At 73.1% G+C, this 16,527-nt stretch carries 2 protein-coding genes; both read left to right on the forward strand.

Annotation, left to right across the window (positions count from 1 at the left end; genetic code table 11):
• Positions 1 to 16 precede the first annotated feature (16 nt).
• Positions 17 to 6,448, forward strand: a complete 6,432-nt coding sequence (locus O7629_RS10205; protein WP_278168849.1) for a type I polyketide synthase — start codon at positions 17 to 19, stop codon at positions 6,446 to 6,448.
• Positions 6,449 to 6,472: 24 nt separating this feature from the next.
• The gene (locus O7629_RS10210) at positions 6,473 to 16,516 is read left to right on the forward strand and encodes a type I polyketide synthase (protein WP_278168850.1); all 10,044 of its coding nucleotides are present in this window, start codon (positions 6,473 to 6,475) and stop codon (positions 16,514 to 16,516) included.
• Positions 16,517 to 16,527 lie beyond the last annotated feature (11 nt).

Raw genomic sequence — 16,527 nt, forward strand, 5'->3', positions numbered from 1 at the left:
GAGGTGGGGGAATCCTGTGTCGAACGAGGAAAAGCTGCTGGAGAACCTCCGGTGGGTGACCGGCGAACTGCACGAGGCGCAGCAGCGGCTCCGCCAGGCCGAGTCCGGCTCGCGTGAGCCGATCGCGATCGTCGGCATGAGCTGCCGCTATCCCGGCGGCGCCAGCTCTCCCGAACAACTGTGGCGCCTGGTCGCCGACGGCACCGACGCGGTCGCCGGCTTCCCCGCCGACCGGGGCTGGCCCACCGAGGGGCTCTACGACGACGACCCGGGCCGCCACGGCACCTCCTACGTCACCGAGGGCGGCTTCCTCTACGACGCCGACCGTTTCGACCCGGCCCTGTTCGGCATCTCGCCGCGTGAGGCGCTGGCCATGGACCCGCAGCAGCGGCTGCTGCTGGAGGCGGCCTGGGAGACGTTCGAGCGGGCCGGCCTGCCCCCGGACTCGCTGCACGGCTCCCGCACCGGCGTGTTCGCGGGCGTCATGTACCACGACTACGCCGCCCGGCTGACCGAGATCCCGGAAGGGCTGGAGGGTTACATCGGCAACGGCAGCGCGGGCAGCGTCGCCACCGGCCGGGTGTCCTACACCTTCGGCCTGGAAGGTCCCGCGGTCACCGTGGACACCGCCTGCTCGTCGTCGCTGGTCGCGCTGCACCTGGCCGCCCAGTCCCTCCGGCAGGGCGAATGCGATCTGGCGCTCGCCGGTGGCGTCACCGTCATGTTCACCCCCGCCGTCTTCGTCGAGTTCTCCCGGCAGCGCGGTCTGGCGCCCGACGGGCGGTGCAAGTCGTTCGCGGACGCGGCGGACGGCACCGGCTGGGGTGAGGGCGTCGGCATGCTACTGCTGGAGCGCCTCTCCGACGCACGCCGTAACAACCACAAGATCCTTGCCTTGGTACGCGGCAGCGCGGTGAACCAGGACGGCGCGTCCAGTGGTCTGACAGCGCCGAACGGCCCCTCACAGCAGCGGGTGATCCGAGCCGCCCTGGCAAATGCCGGCTTGTCCACTGCGGACGTAGACGCGGTGGAGGCGCACGGTACCGGTACGACGTTGGGTGATCCGATCGAGGCGCAGGCGCTGCTGGCCACGTATGGCCAGGACCGGGATGTCGCCGACCCGGTGTGGCTGGGTTCGGTGAAGTCGAACATCGGTCACACCCAGGCTGCCGCCGGTGTGGCCGGTGTGATCAAGATGGTGCAGGCGATGCGGCACGGTGTCCTGCCCCGCACGCTGCACGTCGACCAGCCGTCCTCCAAAGTCGACTGGACCGAGGGACAGGTACGCCTGCTGACCGAGCCGCGCGACTGGCCGCGCGCAGACCACCCTCGGCGGGCCGGAGTCTCCTCGTTCGGCGTGAGCGGCACGAACGCGCACGTCATCCTCGAAGAGGCACCCGACGTCCCTGCCGGGGTACGGCCCGCCGTCTCATCGGTGCTGCCGTTCGTCCTCTCCGCGCGCACCGCCGACGCGCTGCGCGCGCAGGCATCCCGCCTCGCCGACCAGCTTCCCGATGACCTGCCGGGAACGGCGTTCTCCTTGTTCAGCGCTCGGGCGGCGTTGCAGCGGCGGGCGGTCGCGGTGACTGCCGATCGGGCTGTGCTGGGGACGACCCTGGACGCGCTCGGGGCGGGAGAGCCGGCCGTAGCTCTTGTTGAGGGTGTTGCTGTGGGGGAGGCGTCTCGGGTCGCTTTGGTGTTTCCGGGTCAGGGTTCGCAGTGGGTGGGTATGGCGTCGGAGTTGCGGGCGCAGTCTGCGGTGTTTCGTGACCGTTTCGCCGAGTGTGAGCGTGCGTTGGCGCCGTTTGTGGACTGGCGGTTGTCTGAGGTGGTCGACGACGAGGTGGCGTTGGGGCGGGTTGATGTGGTGCAGCCGGTGTTGTGGGCGGTGATGGTGTCGCTGGCGGAGGTGTGGTCGTCGTTTGGTGTGAAGCCGTCGGTGGTGGTGGGTCATTCGCAGGGTGAGGTCGCCGCCGCGTGTGTGGCGGGTCTGCTGTCTTTGGATGATGGTGCGCGTGTGGTGGCGTCTCGTTCGGCGTTGGTGGCGTCGAAGCTGGCCGGCAGGGGTGGGATGGTGTCGGTCTCGGCTTCCCGCGAGGAGGTGGAGTCGTGGTTGGTCGGGTTGTCGGTGGCGGCGGTGAATGGCCCGTCGGGCCTGGTCGTGGCCGGCGACGACCGGTTGCTGGACGCTCTCCTCAGCCGTTGTGAGGAGGCGGGAGTTCGTGCCCGGCGGATCGCGGTGGATTACGCCTCCCATTCGGTCGACGTGGAGACGATCGAGACGGACCTGCGCGCCGCCCTGGCCGGGATCGTCCCGACGACAGGTGGTGTTCCGTTCTTCTCCACCGTCACCGGCCAGTTCGAGTCGGTGGTTGACGCGGACTACTGGTACCGGAATCTGCGTCAACCAGTCGGTTTCGCGACTGCCGTCCAGACATTGGTGGCTGATGGGGTGGACGGGTTTGTGGAAGTGTCGGCGCATCCGGTGTTGACGACTGCGATCGAGGACACCGTCGAAGACGCCGCCGTTGTCGTTGGGACGTTGCGTCGGGATGAGGGTGGTCTGCAACGGCTGTATCTGAGTCTTGGTGAGGCGTGGACACGTGGCCTGCCGGTCGACTTCACCCCGGCATTCGGGAACAACCCGCAACTGGTGGACCTGCCGACCTACGCCTTCCAACGAGAGCGTTTCTGGCTCGATCCCACACCGACGCACGGTGGTGATCCGGCGACGCTGGGCCTGACCGCCGCCGGCCACCCTTTGTTGGGCGCCGCCGTCCCCCTGGCCGACGGTGACGGTGTCGTCTTGACCGGTCGGATCGGTCTGCACACCCACCCCTGGCTGGCTGATCATGCGGTCAACGGGACGGTTCTGCTGCCCGGGACCGCCTTTGTCGATCTGGCGTTGCGGGCTGGTGACGAGGCCGGCTGCGGCATGCTCACCGAGCTGACCCTGGAAACGCCGCTGACGCTCCCCGCGTCCGGCTCGATCCGCCTACAGGTGGTCGTCGGCGGAGAGCAGGAGTCCGGCAGCCGCCCAGTCAGCATCCACTCCCGTCCCGACGGCGAGGACCTCGCCACCCCCTGGCGCCGGCACGCCATCGGCCTGCTCGATAGCACCGGGCCGGCCGGGAACACCGACCTGACGATCTGGCCGCCGGCCGGTGCCGAGCCTGTGGACCTACACGGGCTCTACGACCGTCTCGCCGACGGCGGGTACGGCTACGGCCCGGCCTTTCGCGGTCTCCAGGCCGCCTGGCGGCGCGGCGCGGAGACGTTCGCGGAGGTGGCCCTGCCGGACACGGCCGCCCCGGACGCCGCGGACTTCGGCGTTCACCCAGCGCTGCTCGACGCGGCGCTGCACGCGATGGCGGTCTCCGGTGACGGGGACGAAGGCCGGGTGCGGCTGCCGTTCGCCTGGACCGGCGTCACGGTGCACGCCACCGGCGCCACCCGGCTGCGCGTCCGGCTGCGTCCGACCGCAGACGGTGTCGCCGTTGACGCCGCCGACCCCACCGGCGCGCCCGTCGTCTCCATCGCCGAACTGACCACCCGGGTACTCACCGCAGACCGGCTCACCGCCGCCGCCGACGACGCGCTGTTCCGCCTCGACTGGACCCGGCAGCCCGTGGAAACGCCCGATGCCCCGGTCGAGGTGGCGCTGCTAGGCCCGGACGATCCCGGCCTCGCGCTCGGCGTACCGATGCGGCACTACGCCGACCTACAGGCGCTGTGCGCGGCCGGTGACCCGCCCGCGCTGGTACTGGCCGCCGTCGACGTGGACGGTGATCCGGCGATCGCGGCCCGCCGCGCGGTGCACCGCACGCTCGCGCTGATCCAGGCGTGGCTGACCGACGACCGGTTCGCCCGCTCCCGACTCGTCGTGCTCACCCGGCACGCCGTCTCCGTCACCTCGGCGGACGGGCCGCCCGAACCCGCACACGCCGCGGTCTGGGGGCTCGTCCGGAGCGTGCAGTCCGAGCACCCCGGCCGGGTGCTGGTCGCCGACCTCGACGGCAGCCCGGGCTCTGCGACCGTCCTCACGGCGGCGCTCACCGCCGGCGAGCCGCAGATCGCGGTACGGGACGGCGACGCGTACCGTCCCCGGCTGGTCCGGGCCACGCAGTCCGGCCGGATCGTCCCGCCGCCCGGCGTACCGGCGTGGACTCTGGATCTGAACAGTGGCGACACCTTCGACGAGTTGGCGGCGGTGCCGTGCCCGGACGTCCTCGCCCCGCTCGGCGAGGGGCAGTTGCGCATCTCGGTACGCGCCACCGGCCTCAACTTCCGCGACGTGCTGCTCGCCCTCGACGTCGTACCGGCCCAGGACACCCCGTTCGGCGGCGAGGGCGCCGGGGTGGTCACCGAGGTCGGTCCGGGCGTGACCGGCTTCGCCCCCGGCGATCGGGTCATGGGGTTCATGCAGGGCTCCTACGGCGGTCCGGTGGCGGTCACCGATCACCGCCTGGTGGTCGCCGTGCCCGACGACTGGTCGTTCGCGGACGCCGCCGGCGTACCCGTGGTGTTCCTGACCGCGTATTACGCCCTGGTGGACGTGGCGGCGGTGACCCCGGGAGACCGGGTGCTGGTGCACGCGGCGGCTGGCGGCGTCGGCATGGCTGCGGTACAGCTCGCCCGCGTCTTCGGCGCCGAGATCTTCGCCACCGCCAGTCCGGGCAAGCACGACACCGTCGCCGGTCTCGGCATCGACAGGCACCGGATCGGTTCGTCCCGCACCATCGGGTTCGGCAAGGACTTCCCCGCCGTGGACGTCGTGGTGAACTCGCTCGCCGGGGAGTTCGTCGACGCGTCGCTGGGGCTGCTCGGCGACGGCGGCCGGTTCGTGGAACTCGGCAAGACGGATGTGCGGGACCCGGCCGACGTCGCGCGGGCACACCCGGGCGTCGCCTACCGCGCCTTCGACCTGGTCGCGGATGCCGGCCTGGACCGGATCAAGGAGATGTTCGGCGAGCTGCTCGCGCTCTTCGAGAAGGGCGTCATCCGCCCGTTGCCGACCACCGTCTGGGACGTGCGGCAGGCCCGGGACGCGTTCCGGCATCTGGCCCAGGCGAAACACGTGGGCAAGCTGGTCCTCAGCGTGCCGCGCCCGCCCGACCCGGACCCGGACGGCACCGTACTGATCACCGGCGGCAGTGGCACCCTCGCCGCTGCGGTCGCCCGTCATCTGGTACGGGAACGGGGCGTCCGGCGCCTGTTGCTGGCCAGCCGGCGTGGCGGTGGTGCGCCCGGTGCGGTGGAACTGGCCGCCGAGCTCGCCGCCGACGGGGCGTACGTCGAGTTCGCCGCCTGCGACGTGGCGGAGCGGTCGTCGGTCGCGGCGCTGCTGTCCAGGATCCCGCCGGAGCACCCGCTGACCGGGGTGGTGCACACGGCCGGCGTACTGGACGACGGTGTCGTCGAGACCCTCGACCCCGGCCGGGTCGACACGGTACTGCGCCCCAAGGCGGACGCCGCCTGGCACCTGCACGAGCTGACCGCCGCGCTGGACCCGGCCTGGTTCGTGCTCTTCTCGTCCGCGGCCGGTGTGCTCGGCGGGCCGGGGCAGGCCAACTACGCGGCCGCGAACGCGTTCCTCGACGCGCTCGCCGGGCTGCGCCGCGCCGCCGGGCTTCCGGCGGTGTCGCTGGCCTGGGGACTGTGGGCCGAACGAAGCGGAATGACCGGGCACCTCGGCGACACCGACCTCACCCGGATGACCCGGGGCGGGATCCGGGCGATGCCGACCGCGACCGCCCTGTCGCTGTTCGACACCGCACTGGAGCAGGCCGATCCGGTACTGCTGCCGCTCGACCTCGACCTGGCATCGCTGCGCGCGGCGGACACCGTACCGCCGCTGTTGAGAGGGCTGGTGCGCCCGCCGGCCCGGCGGGCGGCGCGGGCCCGGGACACCGCTGACGACGGCCAGTCCCTGCGGCAGCGGCTGGCGGGGCTGGCCGTGCCGGACCGGATGCGGATCCTGACGGACCTGGTGCTCGGCCACGTCGCGGCCGTGCTCGGCCACGGCGCCGCGACCGCGATCGAGCCGGGCCGGGCCCTCAAGGAGCTGGGCTTCGACTCGCTCACCGCGGTCGAACTGCGCAACCGACTCAACGGTGCCGCCGGGCTCCGGCTCCCGGCGACGCTCGTCTTCAACCATCCGACGCCGGCCGCGCTCGCCGACCGGCTGCACCACGACCTGTTCCCGGACGCGGACCCGGCGCCGGCCGCCGCCGCACCCGACGACGCCGAGGTGCGCCGGATCCTCGCCACCGTACCGGTCGACCGGATCCGGGCGGCCGGCCTGCTCGACGGGCTGCTCCGCCTGGCGGAGAACGCACCGGTCGGCCTGACGGAGAACGCGCCGACACCACAGCCGGCCGCCGAATCCATCGACGATCTCGATGTCGCGGCGCTGGTGCGGCGCGCGCTCGGACACACCGAATCCTGACTCGCAGCGGAGGGTCGCGGACAGATGAACACCTCTCAGGACCAGGTCGTCGAGGCACTGCGCGCGTCGTTGAAGGAGAACGAGCGGTTGCGCGACCAGAACCGCCGGCTTGAGGCGGCGGCCGTGGAACCGGTGGCGATCGTCGGCATGGCCTGCCGGCTGCCCGGCGGCGTCGAGTCCGCCGACGACCTGTGGCAACTCGTCGCCGACGGCGTCGACGCGATGTCCGGCTTCCCGGTGGACCGCGGCTGGGACGTCGACGCGCTCTACGATCCGGACCCGGACACGCCCGGCACCAGCTACGTGCGCGAGGGCGGTTTCGTGCACGGTGTCGGCGGCTTCGACGCGGCGTTCTTCGGCATCTCGCCGCGCGAGGCCACCGCGATGGACCCGCAGCAGCGTCTCCTGCTCGAGGCGTCCTGGCAGGCGCTGGAGCACGCCGGCATAGCACCGGACTCGCTGCGCGGCAGCCGCACCGGCGTCTTCGCCGGCGCCGGCGGCTCCGACTACGCCAACCTGCTGTCCCGGGCCGTGGACGGCGTCGAAGGGTACGTGGTCACCAGCAGTTCCGGCAGCGTCGTGTCCGGCCGGATCTCGTACACGCTCGGGCTGGAGGGCCCGGCGGTCACCGTGGACACCGCCTGCTCGTCGTCGCTGGTGGCGCTGCATCTGGCCGCCCAGGCGCTGCGGCGGGACGAGTGCGCACTGGCGCTCGTCGGCGGCGTGGCCGTGATGGCAACCCCCGGCGGCTTCGTCGAGTTCTCCCGGCAGCGGGGGATGGCCCGGGACGGCCGCTGCAAGGCGTTCGCCGACGCGGCCGACGGCACCGGCTGGGGTGAGGGCGCGGGCGTGCTGGTCGTGGAACGGCTCTCCGACGCACGTCGCAACAACCACAAGATCCTTGCCCTGGTACGCGGCAGCGCGGTCAACCAGGACGGCGCCTCCAACGGTCTCACCGCGCCGAACGGGCCCTCCCAGGAGCGGGTCATCCGGAGTGCGCTCGCCGCCGCCCGGCTCAGCACGGCCGACGTCGACGCGGTCGAGGCGCACGGTACCGGCACCACGCTCGGCGACCCTATCGAAGCCGAGGCGCTGCTCGCCGCGTACGGCCGGGACCGCGAGCCCGGACGGCCGCTCTGGCTCGGCTCACTCAAGTCCAACATCGGCCACACCCAGGCGGCGGCGGGCGTCGCCGGCGTGATCAAGATGGTGATGGCGCTCCGCCACGGGCTTCTGCCCCGCACCCTGCACGTGGACCGGCCGACCAGCCAGGTCGACTGGTCGGCGGGTGCCGTGTCGCTGCTGACCGAGGCCCGCGACTGGCCCGAGGCGGCGGACCGGCCGCGTCGGGCGGCGGTGTCCTCGTTCGGCATCAGCGGCACCAACGCACACGTGATCCTCGAAGAGGCGCCGGTGGAGACCCCGGCACCGCCGCCGGAACCGGCCGGTCACCCCGTACCGTGGGCGCTCTCCGCACGCTCCGCGCACAGCCTGCGTACGGCCGCCGGCCGGCTGCGCGACCACGCGCTGGCCCACCGGCCGTCCCCGTCCGGCGTCGGCGCCACGCTGGTCGCGGCACGCTCGGCGCTCACCCATCGCGCGGTGGCGCTGGGACTGCCGGCGTTGGATGCGCTTGCCGTCGGTGGTCCGTCGCCGGTGTTGGTGGAGGGTGTGGCGCATCGTGCGGTGCGTCGTCCTGCTTTTGTGTTTCCGGGTCAGGGTTCGCAGTGGGTGGGTATGGCGTCGGAGTTGCGGGCGCAGTCTGCGGTGTTTCGTGAGCGTTTCGCCGAGTGTGAGCGTGCGTTGGCGCCGTTTGTGGACTGGCGGTTGTCCGAGGTGATCGGCGACGAGGTGGCGTTGGGGCGGGTTGATGTGGTGCAGCCGGTGTTGTGGGCGGTGATGGTGTCGCTGGCGGAGGTGTGGTCGTCGTTTGGTGTGAAGCCGTCGGTGGTGGTGGGTCATTCGCAGGGTGAGGTCGCCGCCGCGTGTGTGGCGGGCCTGCTGAGCCTGGATGACGGTGCCCGGATAGTCGCGTCTCGTTCGGCGTTGGTGGCGTCGAAGCTGGCCGGCAGGGGTGGGATGGTGTCGGTCTCGGCTTCCCGCGAGGAGGTGGAGTCGTGGCTGGTCGGACTGTCGGTGGCGGCGGTGAACGGCCCGTCGAGCCTGGTCGTGGCCGGTGACGACCGGCTGCTGGACGCTCTCCTCAGCCGTTGTGAGGAGGCGGGAGTTCGTGCCCGTCGGATCGCGGTGGATTACGCCTCCCATTCGGTCGACGTGGAGACGATCGAGACGGACCTGCGCGCCGCCCTGGCCGGGATCGTCCCGACGACAGGTGGTGTTCCGTTCTTCTCCACCGTCACTGGCCGGTTCGAGTCGGTGGTTGACGCGGACTACTGGTATCGGAATCTGCGTCAACCAGTCGGTTTCGCGGCTGCCGTGCAGGTGTTGGTGGCTGATGGGGTGGACGGGTTTGTGGAGGTGTCGGCGCATCCGGTGTTGACGACTGCGATCGAGGACACGGTCGAGGGTGCGGCGGTTGTCGTCGGGACGTTGCGTCGGGATGAGGGTGGTCTGCAACGGCTGTATCTGAGTCTTGGTGAGGCGTGGACACGTGGCCTGCCGGTCGACTTCACCCCGGCATTCGGGAACAACCCGCAACTGGTGGACCTGCCGACCTACGCCTTCCAACGAGAGCGTTTCTGGCTCGATCCCACACCGACGCACGGTGGTGATCCGACGACGCTGGGCCTGACCGCCGCCGGCCACCCTTTGTTGGGCGCCGCCGTCCCCCTGGCCGACGGTGACGGTGTCGTCTTGACCGGTCGGATCGGTCTGCACACCCACCCCTGGCTGGCTGATCATGCGGTCAACGGGACGGTTCTGCTGCCCGGGACCGCCTTTGTCGAGTTGGCGTTGCGGGCTGGTGACGAGGCCGGCTGTGGCCGGCTTGCCGAGCTGACCCTGCACGCGCCGTTGACTGTCACCCCGCGTACGGGTGTCGAGGTGCAGGTCCGGGTCACGGTTCCTGACGACAGCGGCGCCCGTACCGTCACCATCCACTCCCGGCCCACCGGCGACGCTCCGTGGACGGTACACGCCACCGGCCTGCTCACCACCGAACCCGCGCCCGGCGGCACGGACCTGACGGTCTGGCCACCGGCCGGTGCCGAGGCCGTGGACGTGGACGGCCTCTACGATCGTCTCGCCGACGGCGGGTACGGCTACGGCCCGATGTTCCAGGGACTGCGGGCGGCGTGGCGGCGCGGTGCCGACGTCTTCGCCGAGGTCGCTCTCCCCGAATCCGCGCACCTGGACGCCGCCGCGTTCGGGATACACCCCGCGCTGCTGGACGCCGCCCTGCACGCGACAGCCGTCGCGGACGCCGACCCGGACGGCCCGGTCCGGCTGCCGTTCGCCTGGACCGGCGTCACGCTGCACGCCACCGGCGCCACCGCGCTACGGGTCCAGCTCACCCGCACGGGTCCGGAGGCGATCACCGTCCGTGTCGCCGACCCCGCCGGCCGGCCGGTGCTGACCGCAGACTCCCTCGTCTCCCGTCCGCTCAGCACGGACCTGCCCACCACCGGCCCGGAGAGCCCGCACGACTCGCTGTTCCAGGTCGAATGGCGGGACGGGGTCCCGGCTGCGGCCGCGCCCGCCCGGGTGGTGCTGGCCGGTGCCGACCCATGGTCGGTCGGCGAGGCGCTGACCGGTGCCGGGGTCCGCGTGATCCGCGCCGCCACGCTCGGCGATGCCGCCGGGGAACCGGACACGGACGCGGTGCTGACGCTGCTCGACGACGACGGCGTCCACGACACCACGCACCGCGCGCTGCGCCTGGTGCAGGAGTGGTTTGCTGCCGCGACCACGGCCGGGCTCGTGGTGCTCACCCGGAGCGCGGTCGCCGCCGGGCCCGGGGAGACGGTGACCAGCCTCGGCGTGGCGGCGGCGCGCGGCCTGCTCCGGTCCGCCCAGTCGGAGCGGCCCGGCACACTCACCATCGTGGACCTCGGCACCGCCTGGTCCGCCGCAGCACTCGCGGGCGCGCTGCGAACGGCCGAACCGGAACTCGCGGTCCGCGCAGACAACATCCTGGCACGCCGTCTGGTCCGCGCCACGACGGCCGAGGCGCTCACCGTACCGGCCGGAGCGCCGGCCTGGCGGCTGGACAGCACCGAGCCGGGCACGCTGGAGCATCTGGCCCTGGTACCCGCGCCGGAGAACTCGGCACCGCTCGGCCCCGGCGAGGTTCGGGTCGCGGTACGCGCCGCTGGCCTCAACTTCCGGGACGTACTCATCGCCCTGGGCATGTACCCCGGTAGCGCCCGGCTCGGCAGCGAGGGCGCCGGGGTGGTCGTCGAGGTCGGTTCGGAGGTGACCGGACTGTCCGTCGGTGACCGGGTGATGGGCCTGTTCTCCGGTGGCTTCGGCCCGATCGCGGTCGCCGACCACCGCACCGTGGTACCGATGCCGGACGGCTGGTCCTTCACCGACGCCGCCGCCACCCCGATCGCGTTCCTGACCGCGTATTACGCGTTGGTGGATGTGGCGGGTGTGCGTGTGGGTGAGCGGGTGTTGGTGCATGCGGCTGCGGGTGGTGTGGGGATGGCGGCGGTGCGGTTGGCGGGTGTGTTGGGGGCGGAGGTGGTGGCGACGGCGCGTCCGGACAAGTGGGGTGTGGTGGGTGTGGCGGGGGTGTGTTCGTCGCGGTCGTTGGAGTTTGCGTCGGTGTTTTCGGGTGTGGATGTGGTGGTGAATTCGCTGGCGGGCGAGTTCGTCGACGCGTCGTTGGGGTTGCTCGGCAACGGCGGTCGGTTTGTGGAACTCGGCAAGACGGACGTGCGGGATCCATCCGTGGTCGCGGCCGCTCATCCGGGCGTGACCTACCGCGCCTTCGACCTGATGGAGGCCGGTCCGGACCGGCTCCGGGAGATGCTCACCGAGATCACCCGCATGATGGCCGACGGCACGCTCCGCCCCCTGCCGGTCAAGGCCTGGGACGTCCGCCGCGCACCGGACGCGTTCCGACACCTTGCTCAGGCGAAGCACGTGGGCAAGCTGGTGCTGAGCATCCCCCGGCCGCTGGACCCGGACGGAACCGTGCTGATCACCGGCGGCAGCGGCACGCTCGCCGCGGCGGTCGCCCGTCACCTGGTCCGGGACCGAGGCGTCCGGCATCTCCTGCTGGCCAGCCGCCGTGGCGAGGACGCGCCCGGCACCGCCGAGCTGCTGGCCGACCTGACCGGTGCCGAGGTGACCGTCGCCGCCTGCGACGTGAGCGACCGGGCGGCAGTCGCGCGCCTGCTCGCGGGCATCGCCGACGACCACCCGCTGACCGCGGTCGTGCACACCGCCGGCACCCTCGACGACGGCGTGGTCGAGGCGCTCGACCCGGACCGTGTCGACGCGGTGCTGGAGCCGAAGGCCGACGCCGCCCGGCACCTGCACGAGCTGACCGCGCCATTGGACCTGGCCCAGTTCGTCCTCTTCTCGTCCGCCGCGGGCACGCTCGGCGGCCCGGGCCAGGGCAACTACGCGGCGGCGAACGCGTACCTCGACGCGCTCGCCGAGTCCCGCCGGGCCGCCGGGCTCCCGGCCGTGTCGCTCGGCTGGGGACTGTGGGCGGAGCGCACCGGGCTGACCGGTGCGCTCACCGACACCGACGTGCACCGGATGTCCCGCAGCGGCGTCCGCGCGATCTCCACAGAGGACGGCCTGGCGCTCTTCGACGCCGGCATGGAGGCCGACCGGGCGACGCTCGTCCCGGCCCGGTTCGACGTACGCGTCCTGCGCGAGCAGGCCCGGGAGGCCACCCTGCCGCCGCTCTTCGCGGAACTCGTCGGACCGGTACGCCGGACCGTCCGGCAGGACTCTGCCCCGGACACCTCGGGCCTGGCCGCCCGGCTGGCCGGACGACCCTCGGCGGAACGGGACCGCGTCCTGCTCGACCTGGTACGCGGGCACGTCGCCGCGGTGCTCGGCCACGCCTCCGCCGACGCGGTGGAGCCGCTGCGGGCGTTCCGGGACGCCGGTTTCGACTCGCTGACCGCCGTCGAACTGCGTAACCGGCTCACCGCCGTGACCGGACTGCGGCTGCCGCCGACGCTCGTCTTCGACCATCCGACGCCGGCGGCCCTCGCCGCATACCTGGGGGCCGAGGTTGGCGGGGTGGAGGCCGTCTCGGAGGACCGGTCCGCTCCGGCGGCGGTCACCGGCGACCCGATCGTGATAGTGGGCGTGAGCTGCCGCTATCCGGGCGGTGTGGCGTCGCCCGACGACCTGTGGCGGCTGCTCGACTCCGACGGCGACGCGATCGCCGAATTCCCAGCCGACCGTGGCTGGGACGGGGACCTCTACGACCCGGATCCGGGCCAGCGCGGGCGGTCGTACACCCGGCACGGCGGTTTCCTCTCCGACGTGGCCGGTTTCGACGCCGCGTTCTTCGGCATCTCGCCGCGCGAGGCGCTGGCCATGGACCCGCAGCAGCGACTGCTGCTGGAGACGTCCTGGGAGGCGTTCGAGGCGGCCGGGATCGACCCGTCGGCGGCCCGGGGCAGCCGGACCGGCGTCTTCGTCGGCGCCAGCGGCCAGGACTACGCGGCGCTCGCGGCCGCGGCGCCCGAGGAGGTCGAGGGTTACGTCGGCACCGGCAACACCGCCAGTGTCGCCTCCGGCCGGATCTCCTACACGTTCGGCCTGGAGGGTCCGGCGATCACGGTGGACACGGCGTGCTCGTCGTCGCTGGTGGCGTTGCATCTGGCCGCGCAGGCGCTGCGGCAGGGCGAATGCGACCTGGCGCTGGCCGGCGGCGTCACGGTCATGTCCACCCCGGCGCTGTTCGTCGAGTTCTCCCGGCAGCGAGGTCTCGCCCCCGACGGCCGCTCCAAGGCGTTCTCCGCCTCGGCCGACGGCGCCGGTTTCGCCGAGGGCGTCGGCATGCTGCTGCTCGAACGGCTCTCCGACGCACGCCGTAACAACCACAAGATCCTTGCTCTGGTACGCGGTAGCGCGGTGAACCAGGACGGCGCGTCCAACGGCCTGACGGCGCCGAACGGCCCGTCCCAGGAGCGGGTGATCCGAGCAGCGCTGGCAAGCGCTGGCCTGTCCACCGCCGACGTCGACGTCGTCGAGGCACACGGCACCGGCACGACGTTGGGTGATCCGATCGAGGCGCAGGCGTTGTTGGCCACGTATGGCCGGGAGCGTGGCGAGGCCGGTCCGGTGTGGCTCGGCTCGGTGAAGTCGAACATCGGTCACACCCAGGCTGCTGCCGGTGTGGCTGGGGTGATCAAGATGGTGCTGGCGATGCGGCACGAGCGGCTGCCCCGGACGCTGCATGCCGACGAGCCGTCGCCGCACGTCGACTGGGCTGCCGGGCAGGTCACGTTGCTGACCGAGCCGCGCGACTGGCCGCGCGACGGCCGGCCCCGACGTGCGGGCGTCTCCTCGTTCGGGATCAGCGGCACCAATGCCCACGTCATCCTGGAGGAGGCACCCGAGCAGATTCCGGCCGAGGCGGAAGAGGCGTTCACGCGTACCCCTGTGCCCTGGGTTTTGTCGGCCCGGACCCCGGCGGCGCTGGCGGAGCAGGCCGGGCGGCTCGGCGCCGCGCTCTCCGCGCGGCCGGACCTCCGGATCGGCGACGTCGCCCACGCGCTGGCGACCACCCGCGCCCGCTTCGGGGACGCCGTGGTGCTCGCCGGCACCGACCGGGACGAGCTGGTCGCGGCCCTGACCGCGCTCGCCGAAGGCCGGGCGGCGGAGGCGGTGACCCCGGTCGCGGCGGCACCGGCCGGCGGCGCGACCGCGTTCCTCTTCAGCGGCCAGGGCAGCCAGCGGGCCGGGATGGGCGCCGAGCTGTACGAGACGCTGCCGGACTTCGCGGCCGCGCTCGACGACGTCTGCGCCCGCCTCGACCGCCAGCTCGGCCGATCGCTGCGGTCCCTGATGACCGCACCGGCGGAGGAGGCCGGGCCGTTGGACGAGACCCGCTACGCGCAGCCGGCGCTGTTCGCGCTGGAGGTGGCCCTCTACCGCCAACTGGCGGCGTGGGGTGTCCGCCCCGACTTCCTGATCGGCCATTCGATCGGCGAGATCACCGCCGCGCACGTCGCCGGCGTCTTCTCGCTCGACGACGCGTGCGCGCTGATCGCCGCGCGGGGGCGGCTGATGCAGGCGCTGCCCGACGGCGGCGCGATGGTCTCGGTGCGCGCCGCCGAGGAGGAGGTGCGGCCACTGGTCGACGCGGAGTCCGGCCGGGTTGCGATCGCGGCGGTCAACGCCCCGGACGCCACCGTCGTCTCCGGAGACGCCGAGGCGGTGGACCGGATCGTCGGGATACTCGCCGAGCGCGGGCACCGGACGAACCGGCTGCGGGTCAGCCACGCCTTCCACTCCGCGCAGATGGACGGGATGCTCGACGAGTTCCGGGAGGTCCTGGCCGGGCTCACGCTCGGCACGCCGACGATCGAGATCGTCTCCAACCTGACCGGCGCACCGGTGCCGGCCGAGGAGCTGTGCACGCCCGACTACTGGGTGCGGCACGCGCGGGAGGCGGTCCGGTTCCTCGACGGCGTGCGGTGGCTGCGGAACGCGGGCGTACGGCGCTTCGTCGAGGTCGGCCCGGACGCGGTGCTGACCGCGCTGGCTCGTACGACGCTGACCGGGGAGGCGGGTGGGCGCCGCGCGTTCGTACCGCTGATGCGTCGCGGCCGGCCCGAGGCGCGTACGCTGCTGGCCGCCGCCGGTGAGCTGCACCTGCACGGCCAGGCCGTCGACTGGACGGCGCTGCTGGCACCGCACCGGCCGCGCCCGGTGACGCTGCCGACGTACCCGTTCCAACACGAGCGGTTCTGGCTGGAGCCGCTGCCGGGTGGCGGCACCGTGGCCACCCGGCCCTCCGGCGTCCCGGAGCGCCTGGTCGGTGCGGCCGACCGGCTCGCCGAGCGGTTGCGTGGCGCCGACGGGGCGGACCGGCCCGGGATCGCGCTGGACCTGGTGCGGACGCTGGCGGCGGAGGTACTCGGCTACGCCGGTGCGCTCGACCCCGAGCAGGAGTTGCTGGCCGCCGGTTTCGACTCGCTCACCGCGGTGGAGCTGGTGGGTCGGCTGGGCGCCGCGACCGGCGTGCAACCACCCGCCACGCTCGTCTTCGACCACCCGACGCCGACGGAGATCGCGGCGTGGCTCGTCCAGGCGGGCACGCCCGGCGATCCGGCGGCGGCGTCGACCGGCGGGATCGCGGACCTCTACTGGGGTGCGCACGCGGCCGGCCGTCCTGCGGAGGCGGCGGCGCTGCTGAGTGCCGTCGCGGCGCTGCGACCGGTGTTCGGCGCGACGGAGGCGGCGGCGCACGCGCCCCGGCCGGTCCCGCTCGCGTCGAGTGATCGGGAGCCCGCGCTGCTCTGCCTGCCCTCCTTCAGCCCGGCGTCCGGGCCACACGAGTACGCCCGGTTCGCCGCCGCGCTACGCGGTGAGCGCGCGGTCTGGGCGCTGCCCGAGCCCGGATTCCGGGCCGGCGAGCCGCTGCCGGAGAGCGTGGCCGCCCTGGTGCGGGCCCACGCGGCGGCGATCCGGGAACTGCGCGGTGACGCCCCGTTCGTGCTGGTGGGGCGCTCGGCGGCGGGCTGGGTCGCGAACGCGCTGGCCGCGCACCTGGAGGAGATCGGCGTCCCCGCCCGGGCCGTGGTGCTGATCGACACCTACGAGCCCGGCGACCTGGTCCGGCGGCCGTGGATCCGGGACGCGATGACCCGCGCGACGTCGGGCCGGGAGAGCGGGCTGGTGCTGCGCAACGAGGACCGGCTCGCGGCGACCGGCGGCTACGACCGGATCTTCACCGGCTGGTCACCCGCGCCGGTCGCCGCCCCGGTGCTGCTGCTGCGGGCGACCGAGCCGTTCTCGGCCGAGTTGCCGGATCTGGCCGGTCCGGAGCGTGACTGGACCGCCCGCTGGACCGCGCCGCACGAGGTGGTCGACGTGCCGGGCGACCACTTCAGCGTGCTGGAGGAGCGGTCGGACGCGGTGGCGAAGGCGTTGCACGACTGGCTCGTCACGGGCCGGTTCTGAGGGTGTCGTCG

This window comes from Solwaraspora sp. WMMD792 (genome assembly GCF_029626105.1).
Lineage (GTDB): Bacteria > Actinomycetota > Actinomycetes > Mycobacteriales > Micromonosporaceae > Micromonospora_E.